The following is a 20,706-nucleotide window of genomic DNA, read 5'->3' on the forward strand; positions in this document are numbered from 1 at the left end:
TATACCGAAATGACCCAGGCGGAACGAGATGCCCTTGTGAATGCGTTTTATCAGCTGCGAAACGGGGCTGACCTGATAAATGATTTAGCTACCTTTCACAGTGATTTCTTTAATTTCGATAATACAGCCGACCCTACCCGATTAGATATTCATTTTAACTTACCTGATGAACCTGAAAGGGATATCTTTTTTGCCTGGCATCGTATGCAAATGTTTGAAGTGGAGCAGGCCATGCAAGATATTAATCCCAATATTTCTATTCCTTATTGGGATTCAACGGTAGATCAGTCAGTCAATTCACCTTTATGGGATGAAAACTTTATGGGGCAGTTCGATGATGATTGGGGACTTAACAGAAACCTGGGAGGAAATGGTGAATTAGGAACTATAGGTGAATTGAACACTTTATTAGGCATAAGTGATTATCTGATTTTTTCAGACGATACAGAGCGAGGCAATATTCATGCAGGACCTCATAGGTGGACGGGTGGAGCAATGCCAACTACAGCTTCTCCGAGAGATCCGGTCTTTTACCTCCACCACACCTTTATTGATAAAATATGGGCCGATTGGGAGGCTATTCATCAAAACTCATCATTTATAAGAACCTCAATGCTTCGATATGATGGAACTTATGTCTTTGACGGACAGACCTTACCGCTTGTAAATCCCAATAACATAATAGATCCCAGAGCTTTTGGCGTTTTTTATGCAGAGGATGGACTTGCGGTTCTAGATGATTATACGGTTTCTAACACCTACAATGCCATAGAAAATTTTTACTATCAGTTTTTAATTGAAGTCAGGGATGGTTTTGAAATTCCTGCCAATACCAGCTGCAGAATTACCTCAGTAAATGAAATCGTCATGTTGCCAGGGTTTGTAGCGGCTTCCGGATCGGATTTCAGAGCCCAAATTGACAATACGCAGGCCAGAACATCTGGTTCCGCTATCGTTAGAAATACAAAGAAGTTTGAGGCGTTACCATCGATGAGAATGGTAGATTTTGAGGGTAAAAAGTTAGGGGATGACAGTTCTGATATTGAAGTATATCCAAACCCTTTTCTGGAGTCAGTAAACATTCGTTTGGGTCAAAACACACATTCCGGCAGGATTGTACTTTATAATATGGCTGGACAACAAGTTAAATCTGAAGTATTCAGAGATAAAAGTGTTCTAAATCTGAATGATTTGAGAAACCTGGCCTCAGGAGTTTATATACTGAATGTTGTTGATAATAACGGGGTTGTTCTACACAAAGTCCAACTTATAAAGTCATGATAAGCCTTCGTTTTATTATAGTTACGGGCTTACTTTTTTTGTGGCAGGAACCTTGTTTGATGCAGCAAGCATTGGTGGTTAGAGTTGTTAATAATACGAATGAGGAATTAAATAATGTAATGATATATTCTACCCCTTTTGGGCAAATTAAACCCATGGATAGCACAGCGTTCATTACACTGAAAAATATTCAAAATGAAGTAAAAAACCCCATGCTTTATTTATCATGCAAAAACATAAATATGGGTAGTTATGTTTCCTTACCCAAGGATGTGGATACGATTTATTTTTTGATTAATGAGGTAAAAATAGATAAGCGGTTAATAGTATTTAAGCAAATAGAAATTAAATAAATACCAAATAAACCAATTGTTTTAAAGATGGATGTTTTTAAAAATTTTAGAAAAAATTGTTTGTGGATATATGACTTCCTCAAAGGAGGGGCTATAAGAAAACATTACAGGGAGATAAAGATTATATTTGATGGAGAAGAATCTAATATTGAAATACCTCATATTATCAATGATAATTTGAATAAACTTATAGTACATGCAATTACTTCAGTAACGCATTATAAACAATACAGCGACGCAAAATCGTTACAAGACTTTAAGGTGATCAATAAAAACATCATTCGGGAGTCTTATGCAGATTTCATTTCAGATAAATTCGATAAAAGTGACTTACAACAAGTGTATACCAGTGGTTCTACAGGTACTCCCTTTAAGGTTTTGCAGGATAAGAATAAGAAAAATCGCAATGCTGCGGACACCTTGTTTTTTGCCGAGAAAGCAGGATATACAACAGGGGAGAAACTTTATTATTTAAGGCATTGGGACCAATATAATACCCGGGGAAAGTTAGAAACCTGGCTGAAGAATATCGTAATGCACCCTGTTTCAAAACTAACAGATAAAGACATAGATAAATTAATTAGTGATATCAAAAATGAAAAAGGCAATGTCAATATTATTAGCTACGCTTCAGCATTAGAAAAAATCGCTAGCTATATTGACAGGCAAGAGCCTCCAAAAGCCGACTTTAAGGTGACCTCCATTTTATCTATTGCCGAAGGAATAAGTGATAGAGCCAGAGAAATTATTTCAGATTATTTTGGTACTCAGTTAATTTCCAGGTATTCGAATGTGGAGAATGGAATATTGTCTCAGGAGATCATGGGTAAGGGACAGGAATATTATATTAATACTGCCAGTTTTATTGTTGAGATATTGGATTTTAATGAAGATAGACCATTGCCAGATGGGTGTTTGGGGAGAATAGTAATTACTGACTTATTTAATTATGCCATGCCGATGATTCGATATGATACAGGAGATCTTGGAGTTATGGAATCTAAGGTAGAAAATGATATAAACTACTTCGTCTTAAAAAAGGTGGAGGGAAGAAGAGCCGACATGATTTTTAATACGAAAGGACAACATATTTCATCATATGTAGTTTATCATTTATTGAAATATCCTCATATTCACCAATATCAATTTATTCAGAACGATGTGAATCAATATACCTTCAAATTTAAGGTGTCAGCCGAGTTCAATAGTGAAGACCAAATAAAGAATGAGTTTAAAATACATTTAGGAAATGATGCCCAAATAAATTTTGAGTACGTAGATGATATTCCATTATTGTCCTCTGGTAAAAGAAAGGTGGTTGTGAATAAAATACCCGTTAATTGATAGGCATTAGCTTATCATATTTAGAAAAACACAATCCTTCCTTATAATTAATGAATTGTTTAATATTTGAATTTCCATTGAGCCATGAGACATAAATGGAAGCTGTATTAACCCCTGCTTCATGAGAAAAAGGGTATCCACCTCCAAATCGAGGATTCAATTCCAGAACATAATGTTTATCACTATCAAATAAAATATCACAGTCCATACTGCCAACATGCTTTAAATTACTACCTAAAACGGATCCAATACCTTCTAAATTTGAATCTATCACAGAAATAGCTTTGTCTGTTTCTCCCGAACGCATACAAAGTTTTTCCCGGGCAAAAGTCCCAATATAGGATCCATCGAAATTATTCAAAACGTCCATCCCATACTCTTTACCATTAATTTTTTCCTGTATAAGAATGGCATGATCCAGATCCTTCTCACTGACATTTTTTAAAATAGATCTTTTAAGCTTTAATTTAACAAGTTCATAAGCTAGTTTCAATTCTTCAGAATTTTCCGGGAATTCAATGCCCAGTGAAGCGCTTCCCCATCGGGGTTTTAGCACAACAGGGAATGATATTTCATTGGTTTCTAATGCTTTCTTCGCAGTAACAAGATTTAGGTAGGTTTTAGGAGCATTGAGCCCCAATGATTTGATATAATTATAAGTTCTGTATTTATCAAATGCAATATCAATGACTTCCGGACTTGATACGATTACCTTAATACCTTTATTGATGAATTGGTTAATGTTTTTCGATAAAATCGGAAGCTCCAGATCATTCAGGGAAATAATTGCGTCTACTCGATATTCATCAGCAATTTTTAGAAGTTCAGGTATATAATGAGCATCATATATATTAGGAACCAGAACTCCGTAATCAGCCTCTACAATTGCAGGGGCATTAAGTTGCATATCGGCTGCTATTACTTTACCATTTCCGTTGAGGGCTTCTTTAAAATATCGTATCAGATAGTTTCTTCTTCCTGCGCAGGTAAATAGAATATTAAGATTGTTGTTTTGTGAATGGGTCATTATGCTTGGTTAAAGTTGGTTGTTTAATTTTCTATAGGTATCCAGGTCTAACATATGAGGTTCAAAATCAATGTCTGAGGGGGCGATGACTTTTTTAAAAGTTTTTATCAAAATTTCAAAATCGTTTTTAAAAGAGATGTTTTCTACGTATTCAATGTCTTTTTCTAATTTGTCATCCCAGCTTAACAGGTTTCTGCCAGATACCTGCGCCAGTCCAGTTATCCCAGGTCTTACCGAATGTCTGATTCGCTCCGATTTTTTGTAATAGGGTAGGTAATGTACCCGCAGTGGACGCGGACCAATCAAACTCATATTACCAATTAATACATTGAACAACTGGGGTATTTCATCCAAAGAAGACTTTCTTAGAAAGGTTCCGAATTTTGTAACTCTTTCATCATTAGGTAAAAGATTTCCATTTGCATCTGTCTCATCAGTCATACTTTTAAATTTATAGATTTTAAAGATGCGTTCGTTTTTACCAGGACGTTCCTGGAAAAAAAGTGGTTTACCTCGATTTACAAAAAGCAATACGAATGTAATCAACAGAATAATAGGCATTAGTATTATAAGCCCGCAAAGAGCTGCCGTGAAATCCAATATTCTTTTGATATATTTTTTATACATTTTTATTGATATATTAAAATATTTTTACTTTAAATATTGCTCTCCTTTTTCCAGGTTCTTAATGACTCTGCCAGGCACGCCATAAACCATTACCAGGTCTTCAACAGGTTTAACAACAGTAGATCCGGCTCCAATAATACAATGTGATCCAATTTCAATGCCATGGATAATATTAGCTCCCAAACAGACAGAGGTACATAATCCTACATTACTATTTCCACCTAAGGTAGATCCGGGTGCCATACTTGAATAGTCTTTCATAATACATTCGTGCCCAACAGATGCATTGGTATTTACAATACAAAAATCTCCAATAGTACTGTCAGCGTTTATTATGGCACCGGCAACCACAACAGATCCATTACCAATGCTAACACCCTTCCCAATTGTAGCATTTGGGTGTATAGCTGAATAAAAGGAAAACTCCGGATTGCTAATTTTGATTTTATCTGCCATCTGTTTACGAGTATAATTATCTCCAATAGCAATAATACCTCCTGTTAAATTCAAAGTATCGATTAGCATTGGTAAGTCATTCTCTGTACCTATTATCTCATATCCACAGACCTCTGTTCCTACAGGCTTAAATGAGTCTATGAGTCCGACTATATTCAATTCTTCTTGTAATTCAATAATGTCTATTATTACTTTAGCATGTCCTGAAGCTCCAACAATTATTATGTTTTTCATTGATCATTAATAGCTTAAGTATTAATTAATATCTGTTTCTGTATTCATGAGGTGATCGTAATTATTTTCTAAACTGGTATATTCATTTAATAAGCACTCCCAAACATATTCTTGTTTATAGTTGGCTAACACATGTTTTCTGCCATTTTGAGCCATTCTGTCTACTTCTTCCGGATGATTTAAAAAATATTCCATTGAAAAATAAATGCTTTGCTCATCCTTAACAGGTATGATAAGGCCATTTAAATCATGAGTGATAATTTCATTACATCCATTGATGTCACTTACAATACTTGCTAACCCCATGGCTGTTGCTTGTAATACAACATTAGGAAATCCTTCTCTGTAGCTTGGGAAGACCAGGGCATTTGAAATTGCATAATAAGGGCGTACATCGTCTTTCCATCCATCAAATTTTATATTATCATTGGTGTAAATTATCGATTCTGTTTCGGGCTTAAGCGGGTCTAACTTCTTTTCATAACTCCCTAACAAGAGTAATTTACATTTTGGATACCTTTTATTGAGTTTATTGAAGGCTGCAACCAGTTCATTGATTCCTTTATCTCTTACAAGTCTGCCTGCGAAAACAAAAACAAAATCATTAGCCCCTATTTTCAATTGATTTCTTAAATCATTTTTAAAGGCTTCATCGTAGTGTAAAGGGTCAAAATATTGAGTATCGATGCCATTAGAGCTTCCCTTCCCAATTATTTTTAACTTGTCTTCATTAGTAAAACTATGTTCCAGGACAATATCCATTAAGCCAGTTGAATTTGGATATATTTTAGTAGCACAAGAATAGGTGAATCTCTCTACAGTGTTTAACAAAGTTCTTTTAAAGCCTTTGGCTTCCACCAATGGTAATCCCGCTATGGTATGTAAACGATGAGGGACCCCTGCCATTTTCGCAGCCAGCATGGCTACCGTTCCCGCTTTGGGCGTGTGGCTATGTACAATAAATGGTTTTTCTTTCTTAAAGATTTTATAAAGAAGGTAAACACTCCTTATGTCTTTAAAAGGAGTGATTTTACGGGTCATTTCCACAGCATAGGTTTTAATTCCTTCTGCTTTTCCAATTTCTTTTAACCTGTTTTTATTCCCTTTTGATGAAATACCTATAACATCGAAGTGATCCCTCATAAATTTAAGTTGTCCTCTCAGAAGGACCCCCAATGAATTTGGAACAGTGGTTATTCTAATTAATTTTTTTTTAGGATTCATACCCGTTTCACAGTATTTTACGTGACTATCATAAAGATACTTGAAATAAGGACGAACCTCTCAATCAATTAGATTGATGCGCATTTTTGTCGATTAAGTGTTTTCATTCTAACACTTTATAATTTCAGGTAGGTGTTATAATACCATTTTTGAAAACAATAAAAGGTCCATACTTTAAAAGTATTATCCGCTTTGCTATCCACATGGTCATGTACCAGTTCCTGAATTGCTCTTGTGTTAAATATATTCTGGGTATTTAATTGAGAATCCTCAACATATGATAGTAATTCATTTTTCAAGGATTTTCTCAACCAGTCACCCACCGGAACTCCGAATCCACTCTTACTTTTATCCAGGAAACCTTTCGGAAAATCATCTTTAAAAGCTTCTTTTAATATGTATTTTTTATTCCAACCTTTCATTAGAAACGATTCAGGTAGACTATGGGTATATTCCCATAAAGTTTTATTTAAGAATGGAGCCCTGCATTCGAGGGAATTAAGCATACTGGTCCTGTCTACCTTTACCAACATATCACCTTCTAAACTTACATGTTTATCTATAATTCTATAGTCGGTTAAAGTGGTTGGTTTCTGTATTCCGGAATGGGTTTTAAATTGCTCGAATAGTTCTTCAGAAAGATAAGATGGTTTTAAATATTGATGAATGGTATTAGCCGTATACCCTAATGAAATGATTTCCCAATAAAAGGCATCGCTGTAATCAACAGAATTTAAAAGCCTTTTCATTTTATATTTGATTCCCCTGGAGTCGTCTTTGTCATTTAACAAAGGGGCTGTAGCACTCAATAACCTGTCATGTATTTTTTCAGGGATAATTTGGGTATATCTTTTATTTAACTTACCCATATAATATTTGTTATACCCTCCAAATAATTCATCTCCTCCGTCTCCTGTTAAAGCAACTTTTACATAATCGCTGGTCTTTTTAGACACCATAAATGTAGGTAGTGATGAGGAATCAGCAAAGGGTTCATCAAAGTTTAAAAGAATTCGATGCACATCTTCCTGCAGGTCTTGTTCGTTAATGATAAACTCGTGATGGTGACTGCCGATTAATTTAGCTACGGTCTGAGATTTGTCTGTTTCGTCATAAGACTTCTTTTCAAACCCTATAGAAAAGGTATCTATAGGAGTCGATTTATACTTTGATAGACATAGGGAAACAATCGAAGAATCTACACCTCCTGAAAGAAAGGTCCCTATAGGAACATCTGAAACGGACCGACTAATCACACTATCGTAAACCAGTTCACGGGTCTTTAATTTAGCATCTTTGAAACTGATATCATTTTTGAGAATGCGAGGAGGATGACTAATAGGTCGGACTTCCAGTGAGTTACTATTTAAGTCGAAACAAATATAGTGGTTGCTTTCAAGCTTATTTATCTGTTGATAAATGGTAAAAGGGGCGGGAATATAGGTCAGTCTAAAAAATAGTTCAAGGCCTGTTTTAGAAATGGCAGGCTTTTCAGGCAATACTTTTACAAGCGATTTAAGTTCTGAGCTCCAGATAAGACCTTCGGCAGTTTTAGTATAATACAAAGGTTTTTCACCGAAAAAGTCACGCGCGATAAAGATTTTGTTTTTCTTTTTGTCATGAATACTAAACGCAAACATACCATCCAGGAGCTTAAAGGAATCTTCTCCATAATACTCATAAAGTTTTAAAATTACCTCTGTATCACTGGTGGTATTAAACGAAATTCCAACTTCTTTCAATTGATGTCTTAATTCCAAAAAATTATAGATCTCTCCATTAAAAACTATAGTGCAATTATGGTCGTCGGAGTGAATGGGTTGACTCCCCGTATGAAGGTCAATAATCGATAGTCTCCGCATCCCCATACCAATAACCTGATCTGAGTTTTTATGAATATAAATACCATCATCATCCGGTCCACGATGAATAATTAAATCATTCATGGAGTTTATAAGAGCGACATAATCTTTCGAAGCTGTATTTAATTCAATAAATCCGTTTATTCCACACATAATTTTTAATTAATAATAAACTTATAGAATTTTTGATATATGTTTTCTGTAAAGTATTCTTTTGAACGCTCAATGGCTAATTGACTATAATGAACCCTTTCCATTTCGTTTTCTTCTAAATACTTTAAGGCATTTACTAAACCTTGTATATCATTGTTGTTAATCAGAATTCCATATTTGGCTTTATGAAATTCACCTTCTTCAATGAAAACCGGCTCATTATCGTTAAGCATTTCCAAAGGACCGGATAGGCAATTAGTAGAAATACAAGGTAGGCCGACAGCTAAGGCTTCTAAAAGGGCGTTTGGAAAGCCTTCGGTAAATGAAGAAAGTACAAAGCAGTGACTTTTACATAAATATGAATTAACGTTACTTACTTTACCTTCGAAAGCAACTTTTGAGGATACATTTAAATCACTTGACAGCTTTTTTAATTCATTAATTAAATCTCCGTCACCTAAAATATTGAGGTGTGAATGATGATTTAATTTCGCAACAGCTTTGATAATCATCTGTTGGTTTTTCCGAATATTAACAGATCCAACATTTATAATACTAAAGGAACTATTTGTATTTAGTAAATCGTCAGAAGCAATCTTTCTAAGTGGTTCTTCGACAGGATTGTAAATTACTTCCAAAGGAATTTTAACTCCAAAATTTTTATTTAAATCTTCATTGATATGAACGGAATTGGAGAATAACTTATCGCATTTATTATATAAAATAGGGTAGAACACTTTGGAAATATATGCTGAGGTCTTACTGGAAGTATTATCAGATGGATATCCTCTTTCACTTATAATCGTTTTAATACCAGGATTGTTTGAAGAAGCCAAGGCATTTATAAAATTTGGAAACGCAAGAAATGAAATGGAGTAATCTATCCTTTCCCTTTTAATTAAGGCGTTATACTTTTTATAGAAATCATAAAAGTTTACTATTCTTTTGCGCCATGATTTAGGTGGTTTTTCTTCGCTTAAAAGCACCGTTTCAACCGCCTCAGGGATTTGAAAATGAATATCGTTATAAAATAAAACAAGAGTTACCTTAAAGTCATTGACAAGTTTTTTCAAAAGTAAACTAATAACTTTTTCCGCACCACCACTGCTTAAGCTGGTGTTTAGAATACATAAGTTAGGTTTAGAACTCATCGTGAAACATTAATTATTAATTTCAATAAATAAATCTTCATATTGTTTTATGATTTTATCAGTGCTGAATTTTTCAACTACTGAACTCCTGATTTGCTCCGGATTCCAGGTGTTTTTCGCCTGTAAACATTTTAAAAAATCCTTTGAAGAGTCTACAATAAATCCGTTAATATTGTTTTCAATTATTTCTTTTGTACCACCGGGTGCATTAAAAGCAATTACGGGTACACCAGCCACACAGCTTTCAAGAGTGGCATTTGGAAATCCTTCGATATAGGATCCCTGTAAGTACATATCATTACTGGCCAGTATTTGATCTGTCTTGTCTGTGTAGGGGATGTGCGTAATTTTATCTTGTAGTCCTAAATCAGTGGCTTTTTGAAATATCTGGTCTTTCAGCTCCCCATCACCAACAATCGTGTATATAAAATCATCATCGAGCTGCGATAATATTTCTAAAAGTCTTAAATGTCCTTTAACCTGAGTTAACCTTCCAATAGTTATGTATTTGGATGGGGTATTATCCCGCTCAGCCTCCAGGTTTTTTTTCAGGTTTCCTATTTTGGAAATAGGATTGTTTATGATTACAATTTTATTTGCGGGCACCTGGGAGTTGTTGATGAGGTCTTGAGCCATGTCTGAAGATTGACAAATGATTCTATCAAGTTTGTGGTGTTGGTTTTTAAAAATGGAAAAACGTTGCCAGAACCTTTTTTTACCTTTGTCCTTTCTTTGATTTAAAATGGTAGATTCTCTTCCTACAAATTTGACGTTCCTAAAATAAGGCGAAACCAGAGCCATTACTGTATTTAAATGGGAAATGGAACTCACCACAATATTAGGCTTATACCTGGTGAAATATTGTATTATCTTTGGAATAGCATATAACACTCTTTCCTGGTTAAGGTAATCTACTTGAACATTTTCAACAGTATAAACCGTATCTTTCTTAAAACCTATTACCAGTAAACGGACCTCAAATTTGTCTTTGCTAATATGTTGAGATACAAATGAAATAACTCGTTCAGCTCCCCCTGCAACCAATGATGGAATTACAAATACAATTTTTATTTTCTCCTTATTCATAGAGTACCCTTTAAATATGTTTTATAATTCTTTTAATGTCAATATCCTTTATTTTCTTCGCAGGATTACCTGCAATCAAAATTCCTTCTTCTTCAAAAGATTTATGGACAACAGCATTAGCTCCTATTGCAATGTTATTTGCAATATTTATGTTTCCGTATATTTTTGCCCCCGGAGCTATATAAACGTTATTTCCTAATTGGGGAGCTTCAGGATTTCCTCCTGAAGCACCTATATTAGTACAGGCATGAATTCTACAATTTGCTCCAACTTTAGCATTACTATTAATAACAATGGTACCATAATGAACAATGGCTAATCCGGGACCAAAAACGTTTTCCGGGATGGAAAATCCCAGTCTCATCGATCGCTTTCTGAACCTGTATTTTAGATAATAGTAATAGACCCGATTAAAAGGACCTTTTTTACAGTTCTTGTAATATTCAACCTTTCTTAACAACTTTTGAAAGCCCCATATAGCGTTGGGAGCCATGAATTCCTTAACTCTTGAAAATGCATTATGATTCCGAAGACCTAAGGCATTCTTATCGCAATCGAGATATTCTTTATATTTTCTTTTTGAATCGATCAAAACATTAAGCTTTAAGCATAAAGTTCTGATATTTTGAGAAGTAATTCAGAATTTATTCGTTGAGTTCATGGTTAATTCCTTTATAAATCATACTATCAAAAAATGCCAAACAAATTATAATAGGACGTTCGTATAGCATACCATGTGATATAAAGCCTTCAAAAAAAATAAGGGTCCAAAATATGAAATAGAAAAACAGATCATATCGAATGGAAAGCCTGAAGCCAAAAAGAATGTAAAATAAATAAGCTCCTAATGCAATGATTCCTAAATTAACAGCAAGAAAGAGGTAATAATTATGAGTATTTAAAGAATTGAAATTTTGATCTGTGGTATATCCTGTTCCATGCCCAAGTGGTTCCTCCATGAATTCATTCAAATATTTTATAAATAAAGCGCCTCTGCCACCTCTGGCATGCGTATCTTCTTCAATAACCCCTTTATCGCTTTTACCCAGAATCATATCCAAACGTTCACCGGCTGCACCTCTGGTGAATGCTGGAAAATTCGTTTTGATTACATCCGATAACGATAAAAGTGCTATATAGAGTAGAGAGAACAGGAAAATCATTTTGAAAAAACTCTTAAAAAGTTTATCCAGGGTAATTTCAAAACGCGGATTCCAGTTATTAATATTTACCAAAATAAGAATCAGAATTACCGAAACAATTCCACTTCTGGATAGGGTGATAAAAACCGTGGCAACCAATAATGCAACTACCAAATATTTTTTGGTGGTTTGCATAAAAATAAGGCTAAGTATGGATAGTGCAAGAAATTTAACCCCCGAAGCGGCTTGATTCGGATTTTCTCCAAATCCACCCTTTCTAACACTTTCTGCCAATTTAGTACTGTATTCAGGAAGGCCAATAAGGAAATCGAACCATATACTTGCTGACAATACAATAAATGAGACTACCAAAACTAAAAGTTTGGTTTGCCTGTTTTCAGTCCTAAAAAAGTGTAAAGAAAAGGAGTAAAACAAAAGCGTGATTAAATTAAGTGAAATTTTTGAAATCAGAATCTCTTGACTTGCCTCAGAGAATGCGGCATATACCACGGATAAAAGAAAAAGAAACAATAAGAATTTAAAGGTATGCGATTTAACAATATCAATAAAAGATTTAAGCGGATAGGTGAGTATGAATACGGCTAAAAATAATGGGATTAATAGCTGGGATGGTGGCGCAGGATTAATGTGTATACGGTATAAAAATATATCTGAATAGGATGCAAATAAAATTAATAATAATGCAAGAATATATTTCATAAAATTGTTTTTAGGAAGAATCTCTCCTCCATCATCATTTGTATATTTTGTTTTTTATAATCTGATAAAATCTTTTTGTGAGATCTTTAAAACCCTTACTGAAAATTTGAAGTACAATAAAATAAATGGTACCAAACAATATTCCTGAACTAATAACTCTGACTACTAAATTTAAAAATTTTGATTTAAAACTAATCTCCAACAAAGGATCAATAGTGCTCATATAAAGTAAACCAATGATCAAAAAGTAAAGAACATGAAAAATGAATCCTTTCCAATAGATGCTTGAAGGTAACTTAAACCCTTTATCAAATAGGTAGTAAGGTCTCCAAATGAGTACGATACAAACCTGACTGATTATGGTTCCAATGAATACGCCAATAACCCCATATTTTAGTATTAATAGTATGGAAAATGCCAAGTTAATAATACTTTGAGCTAAAGGAGACCATATATCGGCGTACAACCCATAAGCTTGTTTAAAGCTATCGACGGGCTGTCTGATTTGTAAAATAAAAAATATGCATATAAGGGCAATAAGAATTCCAGGAGACAATAAATATTTTTCTCCCAGCCACAACACGATTAGATCTTCGAAACCTATGTAAAACATAATAGCGGAAGTGCCGGCAAGAAAAAAGCGTAAGGCCATCATCTCCCAAAATACCTTGGTGATATTTTTGAGGTCATTTTCTGCAACTAAATTACCTACACTAGCATTTGAACCTGCAAAAAATTTACTCACTAATACATTGATGTTATTTAGTACTAACTGGTAATTAACTACATAAGCTACCGTGGCAGGATTTATAAATGCAAATATTAATATGTTGTCAGTTCCATTAGAAACAAATGACCCTATTTTATGAAAACTTATTTGTTTGATTTTGGTAAGAAGCGTTCGATGCTTTTGTCGAATCTCTTGAGTAGTTCTATAATTGAAATTTAACCAAGGATAGGTTTTACGGATTTTCCTTCGCAATAATACAACATAGAAGAAAGGAGCTATTAACTCCAGTAAGATCCATAAAAAGATGTCTTTAAGATAAAGAAGAACAAAGCATTGAACAATCAATCTCCCAACGAAGACAGATTGATTAATGACGAGTCGAACATAGTTTTTCTGATCTGCCTCTAAAAGAAACATTTGATAGGTAAAGAAGTAGTTAAGCAGGTTACTTATCAATAATGAAATAAAAAGAAAAATAATGTATCCCAGAGAAGTATCTGTTCCCTTAAAAAATAATGGGAAAAATAAAATCAGTATCAATCCTGCAAGCAACACAAATAGACCAATTCTTTTATATAGAAAACCCAAATAGCCTATTATTTCGTTGATTTTATCTCTATTGTTGTTGAAAATTGGCTTGTATAGCGTAAAACCAACAGCTGTACCAATACCAAGTTCCGATAAATTGAGAAATTGAAGCATGCTCTTAAGGGTACTCTCGATTCCCATAAATTCATCTCCCAAATGATCTAAAAAAATATCCCTTGCATAAAACTGCACGAAGACATAGATTAGTTGAAAAACTAAGGCAATCCAGGCATTTTTTATGGATAAAGCAAGTCTAGACATATTAGAGAATTAACTTTGTTAATAACCACCGTTATTTCAAGTTTCTATATAGGGCATATATCTTTTCAGATACCTTAATCGGAAGCGTCATAACAACGAGCGAACGAAAACTCAAATTATTATTATTGGCAGCCTTTGAAATTTCACGCTTCAATTTTTTTCTGTAATAACCTCCGGGATCAACATGTTTATTTTTGCTTAATAGATAAAAATGATCTGTATAGTAATAAACAATATAGTTTTTTACCACCTCATCTAAAGCATCTTTGTTAGGAACATGATCCTTTATATATTCAGTCGCCTTTATTCCGGTAGTAATTTTTTTGACTGAATATTTACTTCTGATAATACTACCGACATTCCCCGTGTTATATATGTACAAAGGAGTATTTAAATATCCGATTTTCGATATTTTCTTAAGAAGATCAATGGTGAAAAATACATCTTGATGGATTAATTTAGGAATAAACCTCATTTCTCCAATGAGTGATTTTTTATAAATTCTTCTCCAAACCGAAAAGCTTGTGTTTTTAAGTATTCTTTTGGTCGCTGTAATTTGATCTTCTATCCTAAAGCTACCATCAAAGGATTTCTTTTTCGTGGGGTTATCCGGTTCAGCCTCTACTACCTCTAAATCATGAGTCAATAAAAGATCGACCATTATGGTAATCATTTTTAGATCAATATGATCGTCACTGTCAATGAATGATATGATTTCCCCTTGTGCTTGGTCTAGTCCAGTGTTTCTGGCAATACTCGAACCTCCGTTGACTTGATTGATAAGCTTAATTCTGTTATCTTTTTTTTTAAAGGAAGTACAAATGTTTTTACTGTTGTCTGTAGATCCATCATTTATCAGAAGTATTTCTAAATTTTCATACGTTTGATTGATGACAGAATTAAGGCATCTTTCAAGATATAATTCAGCATTATAGACAGGTATTATAATACTAACTAAAGGATTCATTAAAGTCTTTTGTTATAATTTTTTAAGGTCTTTTTTACATCGTAAATAATACCTGATGGCTTCAGTAAAGGTTCAAGATTTATATTTTTGAATTGTTCGTGAGCTACGGCTAATAAGATACCATCATATTGTTCATCAGGAATTTCATTTAATACGTCTAATCCATATTCTGCTTTAACTTCTTCAGGTTTAACCCAAGGATCTACAATGGTGACACCGGCACTAAAGCCCTGAAGTTCTTCAACCACATCAACAACCCGGGTATTTCTAACGTCCGGACAATTTTCTTTAAAAGTAATGCCAAGTACAAGTATTTTACTGTTCTTTACCTTAATGTCGTTTTGTATTAGAAGCTTTATCATTTCACCCGCAACGTACTGTCCCATACTGTCATTGATCCTTCTTCCTGCTAAAATGATCTCAGGGTGATATCCTGACTCCTGTGCTTTTTGCGCCAGGTAATAAGGATCTACACCGATACAATGCCCACCAACAAGACCGGGTTTAAATGGTAAAAAGTTCCATTTAGTACCGGCAGCCTCCAGCACGTCATGAGTGTCAATATTCAAAAGATTGAAAATTTTTGCAAGTTCGTTAACAAAGGCAATGTTGATATCACGTTGCGAATTCTCAATTACCTTAGCAGCCTCAGCAACTTTAATAGAAGGAGCGAGATGAGTACCAGCAGTAATAACTGAGGCATAGACCCCATCTATTTTTTTAGCTACTTCCGGAGTTGATCCGGAAGTTACTTTCAAAATTTTTTCAACGGTATGTTCTTTATCTCCCGGATTGATACGCTCCGGAGAGTAACCGGCATAAAAGTCCTCATTAAATTTTAAACCACTTATTTTCTCTACAATAGGAATACAATCTTCTTCCGTTGCACCGGGATAAACCGTAGATTCATATATAATAATGTCACCTTTATCAAGAACTTTCCCCACGGTTTCACTCGCTTTAAAAAGCGGAGTTAGATCTGGTCTGTGATTTTTATCTACAGGAGTAGGAACGGTAATAATATAAAAGTTACAGGCTTTTAAATCTTTTAAATCGGTTGAACAAAATAATCCTGAATCAGCATTATTATCGGTTTTTAATACAGCATTTAACAGGTCTTCCTCAACCTCCAGCGTAACATCATCTCCAGCATTAAGCTGGTCGACCCTTTTCTGATTGATATCAAATCCGGTTACACTATACTGAGTGGCAAATAATCTTGCCAGCGGTAGTCCTACATAGCCTAAGCCAATAATACCAATGCGAAAGTCTTTAGAGTTTATCATTTTTATACGTTATAATAATCTTTGTACCAGTTAATAAAAGCTTCAATTCCCTTTTTCACTGGAGTATTGGGTGAATAATTATAATCCTTAATCAAATCATCGACCTTGGCCCAGGTCCGCGCTACATCACCGGGTTGAATTGGCATTAAATTCATTTCGGCCTTTTTACCTAAATTTTCCTCGATTTCATGTATGAAGTCCAAAAGTTTTACAGAGTTATTGTTTCCAATATTGTATACTTTATAAAGTGAGTTTTTCTCTTTCCTGTTATCGGTTTCCCCCAGACAAATACGAACCACACCTTCAACAATATCGTCTACATAAGTAAAGTCACGCTCCATCTTCCCATAATTAAAGACATTGATAGGCTCATTTTTACTTATCGCTTCTGTAAAGAGGAATAAAGCCATGTCTGGTCTTCCCCACGGACCATATACTGTAAAAAAGCGTAATCCTGTAGTAGGTAAGTTGAATAAATGACTATAGGTATGTGCCATAAGCTCATTACTCTTCTTACTTGCAGCATAAAGACTGATCGGTCGATCAACATTGTCGGAGGTGGAAAAAGGAATTTCCTCATTCAATCCATATACGCTTGAACTACTGGCATAGACCAAATGCTTAACGTTGTAATGTCTTGAGCATTCCAGAATATTCAGAAAACCTACAATATTACTGTCAATATAGGTCTCAGGGTTTTCCAGACTATAGCGAACACCGGCCTGAGCAGCTAAATTACAGACCACATCAAACTTTTCTTCTTTAAAGAGATCAGGCAAGTTTTCACGATCCTCCAGGTTTAACCTAATAAACTTAAATTGCTTCCCATATACTGTACTTTCTGAGATATGATTATATGGTTCTGCTTGTTCTTTAGAAATCCCCAGTGTTTTTAATCGATTAAATTTCAGATTTGGATCGTAATAATCATTGATATTGTCCAGACCTATAACTTCGTGACCTTTGGCTAATAATAATTTTGAAGTATGAAAGCCTATAAATCCGGCTGCACCGGTAACAAGTATTTTCATGTTTTTATTTGGTTTTAAGAATACACTTTATAACAAAAGTATCAGTAAATTCTTGAAAAATAGTACGAATGTTTGATTCGATTCACTAACAAATGTTATGAATTTTATATACATAAGTAAAAAAACTTATATCAAAGAATCAATATAACCGTTGAAATTCAACTAGATGATATGAACGATCGATCTGATTTTTGGCAATTTTTTCGCTCGATGAATGCACCTCAACAGTTAAAAATTGTTAAAGTTGAAAATTTTTCAAGTGATAAATACATCGCTTTTTTAATAATAATTAGTATAAAAACGTCGGATATCTTCAATTAAAATAATGCACTTCCTCCGGTTTCGTAGGCCATTATTTGTTAAAGAAAATTTACCCAAAAAAAATATATGTTAAAATTATTTTTTTTTCATCATAATTAAACCTTTCAAACCCCTTGTAAACAGAGGCTGTTTATTGTTTTTCAGTAAGTTACACTTTATGGGTTGTTCATTTTTTTTTGATCTTCCGTAGACTATTTTTCAATTTTCGACGTACTTAAGAGTAAGCAAATCAAAACGTGCATTTCAACGATTAATATTAACACTTAATCGATTTGTAATTAAAAAGAATATATATATTTGCCGGCTCAGAATTGCTTATGAATCAATTAAATACTAATTTTATTAACCCCAAATTCTTACGAGACTATGGACAAAATCAATGCCCTAAGGAGAATGATGTTTTTATTTTTGTTTGTATCCCTTATTTACTCATGTAATAAAGATGAGTTAAAACTAGATACTGCAGTGGAAGATGATATTACTGTGGTTACCGTTTATTATGAAAAAGGTAACGATAAAGGAGCTATCATTTACACAGGAAATGGAGAGAAGAAGGTATTTAGAAATGGTAAGAAATTTCAAACTACTGAAGAAGTTGCTCCAGATCCAATAGAAGATGTTACAGAAGATTTAGAAGCTGATAACGTTGAAGTTATTCCAGATACAGAATGGGATGATGAAACTGCAATAACAGAAACTACTCCAGAAGAAACCAATCCGGATGAAACAACCCCTGAAACAAATCCAGGTGATGTAGGTGGTGAATTGAAAGCTTTCCCTACAGCATATGGTGGAGGTGCTTACGTTACAGGTGGTAGAGGTGGAAACGTATATCACGTTACCAACCTGAATGATAGTGGAACTGGAAGTTTACGATGGGCACTTGCTCAAGCCAGACCGGCTACAATCGTTTTCGATGTTGCGGGAACAATTAACTTAACTTCATTGTTGACTATTTCAGGGAATGACCTAACCATTGCAGGTCAAACAGCTCCTGAAGGAGGAATTACTATTACCTCTTCAAACCAGTCAAGGTTTAAGATGCAAAAATGTAATAATATTATCATCAGATATATTCGAGTGAGACCATTTGAATCTGGTGCTGATGCCTTCGAACTATATTCAAGTTCAGGTGTTGGAAGTAATATTATATTCGATCACATGTCAGTAAGTTACGGTGGTGATGAATGTTTTAGTATCAGAGGTAATGAGACTAAGAATATTACTATCCAACGAAGTTTGATCGCTGAAGGTAAAACTGGATCATTGTTCGGAGATACAGATTCTGAACACTATAGCTACGATAACAGTTTCTTAAATAACCTTTTCTGGAATATTTCACACAGAACTCCAAACGTAGCAAGTGACGGTAGAGTAGATGTTATCAATAACGTTGTTCAAAACTGGCAGTACAGATTAACATTTGCCGATGGTGATGTTAAGTTAAACCATATGAACAATTACTATGCAATGGGTAAGAGAACAAACTTTGGAGGTGGATCTCAAATTCAGTTGAATGCGGTTAATTCATCTAGAAATGCTCAAATATATACTGCTGGTAATATCGCTGATAAAGGTATGTTTACCGATCCAAATGCAGATAATAAAGCGCTTTGGGTGGAGTTTGAATCTGGACAGCAGACAAAATATGCTCCTGCTTCTGAATTCGTAGATACGCAGTATCCATTAATTGGAGCTCCGCTACCAGTTAAATCAGCAGAAGAGGCTTATAGAGATGTTATTACTAATGTTGGTGCCAATGCGTCATTAAATGCTAATGGTACGGTTACCTATCACACTGATGTAAATGACTCAGATTATTTAAAAGTAATGGCCGCTGGTGAAGGTGCTTATGAAGATTATAAAATGTATAGCGATGTTAGAAGCTGGTTTGGTGAGCAACGATATGCTAACTTTATTGGAAGTGTAAGCTCAACGCCGGTGAGCAGCAGACCTTCAGATTATGACTCTGATAACGATGGTATGGCAGATGCTTGGGAAGTTGCTAAATTCGGAGATTTATCAAGAGATGGTAAAGGAGATCTTGATGGAGACGGATATACTGACCTTGAAGAGTTCTTAAACTTAGTGGATCTATAATAATTATAGAGAATTCATACTAAAAAGCCCCGTTGTATTAACAACGGGGCTTTTTTTAATAACCGTATTTTTCATACCATTTACTCAAAACATAGAGTTTCCATATATTCGGTGAATGATCTGATTGACCATCAAGGTGTTCTTGAAATATTCGTTTAAACTTTTCAATATTTAAATTAGGAACTTTTTTTAAAAATTCATCGTTCAGTGCCTGTTTGAATTCAGATTTCAATTCATTTCGAATCCAATAGGCAATAGGTACTGAAAAACCCTTTTTAGGTTTGTTAAATAGTTCTCTGGGAATGTATTCCTCGAGTAAGTCTTTTAAAATACGCTTTTGATTACCTTTTTGGTACCGGAAATTAACCGGAAGTGTTCTGGCATATTCTATGACCCGGTAATCCAGAAACGGACTCCTAACTTCTACAGAGTAGGCCATACTGGCACGGTCTACCTTCACATTACTATCATTTTCTAACCATAACTTTATATTCAAATCGGCTGCTCTTTGAATGATGTGTTTAGACCAGTGTTTATAGTCTTGAAAATGCTTCATCCAATCCTGCCTTTTCTTTTTTAATAAAAAGCCTTTCCTGGAGAAGATATTTTCTATAAAGTCGTTTTCAGTTTTGGTGTTTAAGGCATTTCGTACTCTATGCGAATTTTGATTTATCAGGTTTAAAAAAAATGGTCGGGATAAAAACTTTCTTATAAAATAAGGGATATGCATAATAGGTTGGTTACGGTGTAAAGAATCAAAAT

The 20,706-nt window shown here is 34.3% G+C and carries 18 protein-coding genes; 4 read left to right on the forward strand and 14 right to left on the reverse strand.

Annotated features, from left to right (window positions below; all coding sequences use genetic code 11):
• The first annotated feature begins 9 nt into the window (after nucleotides 1–9).
• The 3 genes from P278_RS04445 to P278_RS04455 are packed head-to-tail and all read left to right on the forward strand — an operon-like array spanning nucleotide 10 to nucleotide 2,978.
• Nucleotides 10–1,281: a tyrosinase family protein gene (locus tag P278_RS04445; RefSeq protein ID WP_235444249.1), complete on the forward strand. Its 1,272-nt coding sequence runs from the start codon at nucleotides 10–12 to the stop codon at nucleotides 1,279–1,281.
• Entirely contained in the window at nucleotides 1,278–1,634 is a 357-nt protein-coding gene (locus tag P278_RS04450) for a hypothetical protein (RefSeq protein WP_152973887.1), read from the forward strand. Before P278_RS04445 ends, P278_RS04450 begins: the two co-directional genes overlap by 4 nt.
• 27 nt (nucleotides 1,635–1,661) lie before the next feature.
• Entirely contained in the window at nucleotides 1,662–2,978 is a 1,317-nt protein-coding gene (locus tag P278_RS04455) for a phenylacetate--CoA ligase family protein (protein ID WP_038262986.1), read from the forward strand.
• On the opposite strand, the gene P278_RS04460 is transcribed toward P278_RS04455, so the two are convergent.
• The 13 genes from P278_RS04460 to P278_RS04520 all read right to left on the reverse strand — a co-directional run bounded on the left by P278_RS04460 (nucleotide 2,971) and on the right by P278_RS04520 (nucleotide 17,523).
• On the reverse strand, nucleotides 2,971–4,005 hold the full coding sequence (locus tag P278_RS04460; protein WP_038262989.1) for an ATP-grasp domain-containing protein: 1,035 nt from the start codon (nucleotides 4,003–4,005) through the stop codon (nucleotides 2,971–2,973). The genes P278_RS04455 and P278_RS04460 overlap by 8 nt on opposite strands.
• Before the next feature lie 9 nt (nucleotides 4,006–4,014).
• On the reverse strand, nucleotides 4,015–4,632 hold the full coding sequence (locus P278_RS04465) for a sugar transferase (protein ID WP_038262992.1): 618 nt from the start codon (nucleotides 4,630–4,632) through the stop codon (nucleotides 4,015–4,017).
• A 24-nt stretch (nucleotides 4,633–4,656) separates the two neighbouring features.
• Nucleotides 4,657–5,322, reverse strand: a complete 666-nt coding sequence (locus tag P278_RS04470; RefSeq protein ID WP_038262995.1) for an acetyltransferase — start codon at nucleotides 5,320–5,322, stop codon at nucleotides 4,657–4,659.
• Between the two features lie 21 nt (nucleotides 5,323–5,343).
• Nucleotides 5,344–6,546 (reverse strand): glycosyltransferase family 4 protein, encoded by a 1,203-nt coding sequence (locus P278_RS04475; RefSeq protein WP_051413400.1) that lies wholly within the window; start codon nucleotides 6,544–6,546, stop codon nucleotides 5,344–5,346.
• A gap of 116 nt (nucleotides 6,547–6,662) precedes the next feature.
• Entirely contained in the window at nucleotides 6,663–8,561 is a 1,899-nt protein-coding gene (gene asnB / locus P278_RS04480) for an asparagine synthase (glutamine-hydrolyzing) (protein WP_038262997.1), read from the reverse strand.
• Nucleotides 8,562–8,566: 5 nt separating this feature from the next.
• Entirely contained in the window at nucleotides 8,567–9,712 is a 1,146-nt protein-coding gene (locus P278_RS04485) for a glycosyltransferase (protein WP_038262999.1), read from the reverse strand.
• A gap of 9 nt (nucleotides 9,713–9,721) precedes the next feature.
• Nucleotides 9,722–10,798, reverse strand: coding sequence for a glycosyltransferase (locus P278_RS04490; RefSeq protein WP_038263002.1), 1,077 nt, complete (start codon nucleotides 10,796–10,798; stop codon nucleotides 9,722–9,724).
• Between the two features lie 10 nt (nucleotides 10,799–10,808).
• Nucleotides 10,809–11,390: an LbetaH domain-containing protein gene (locus P278_RS04495; protein WP_038263004.1), complete on the reverse strand. Its 582-nt coding sequence runs from the start codon at nucleotides 11,388–11,390 to the stop codon at nucleotides 10,809–10,811.
• Nucleotides 11,391–11,442: 52 nt separating this feature from the next.
• Complete coding sequence (locus P278_RS04500; RefSeq protein ID WP_038263006.1) at nucleotides 11,443–12,660, reverse strand: O-antigen ligase family protein; 1,218 nt, start codon at nucleotides 12,658–12,660, stop codon at nucleotides 11,443–11,445.
• Between the two features lie 34 nt (nucleotides 12,661–12,694).
• On the reverse strand, nucleotides 12,695–14,239 hold the full coding sequence (locus P278_RS04505; RefSeq protein ID WP_051413401.1) for a lipopolysaccharide biosynthesis protein: 1,545 nt from the start codon (nucleotides 14,237–14,239) through the stop codon (nucleotides 12,695–12,697).
• A 31-nt stretch (nucleotides 14,240–14,270) separates the two neighbouring features.
• Nucleotides 14,271–15,206 carry a glycosyltransferase gene (locus tag P278_RS04510; RefSeq protein ID WP_051413402.1) on the reverse strand — a complete coding sequence of 312 codons (936 nt, stop codon included), beginning with the start codon at nucleotides 15,204–15,206 and terminating at the stop codon, nucleotides 14,271–14,273.
• The gene (locus tag P278_RS04515; RefSeq protein WP_038263009.1) at nucleotides 15,206–16,492 is read right to left on the reverse strand and encodes a nucleotide sugar dehydrogenase; all 1,287 of its coding nucleotides are present in this window, start codon (nucleotides 16,490–16,492) and stop codon (nucleotides 15,206–15,208) included. Before P278_RS04515 ends, P278_RS04510 begins: the two co-directional genes overlap by 1 nt.
• A gap of 2 nt (nucleotides 16,493–16,494) precedes the next feature.
• Complete coding sequence (locus P278_RS04520; protein ID WP_038263010.1) at nucleotides 16,495–17,523, reverse strand: NAD-dependent epimerase; 1,029 nt, start codon at nucleotides 17,521–17,523, stop codon at nucleotides 16,495–16,497.
• A 687-nt stretch (nucleotides 17,524–18,210) separates the two neighbouring features.
• Here P278_RS04520 and P278_RS04525 point away from each other — a divergent pair.
• On the forward strand, nucleotides 18,211–19,944 hold the full coding sequence (locus tag P278_RS04525; RefSeq protein ID WP_038263012.1) for a hypothetical protein: 1,734 nt from the start codon (nucleotides 18,211–18,213) through the stop codon (nucleotides 19,942–19,944).
• Between the two features lie 55 nt (nucleotides 19,945–19,999).
• On the opposite strand, the gene P278_RS04530 is transcribed toward P278_RS04525, so the two are convergent.
• On the reverse strand, nucleotides 20,000–20,706 hold a 707-nt coding region (locus P278_RS04530; protein WP_038263044.1), incomplete at its 5' end, for an asparagine synthase-related protein.

It is taken from the genome of Zhouia amylolytica AD3 (assembly GCF_000511935.2).
Lineage (GTDB): Bacteria > Bacteroidota > Bacteroidia > Flavobacteriales > Flavobacteriaceae > Zhouia > Zhouia amylolytica.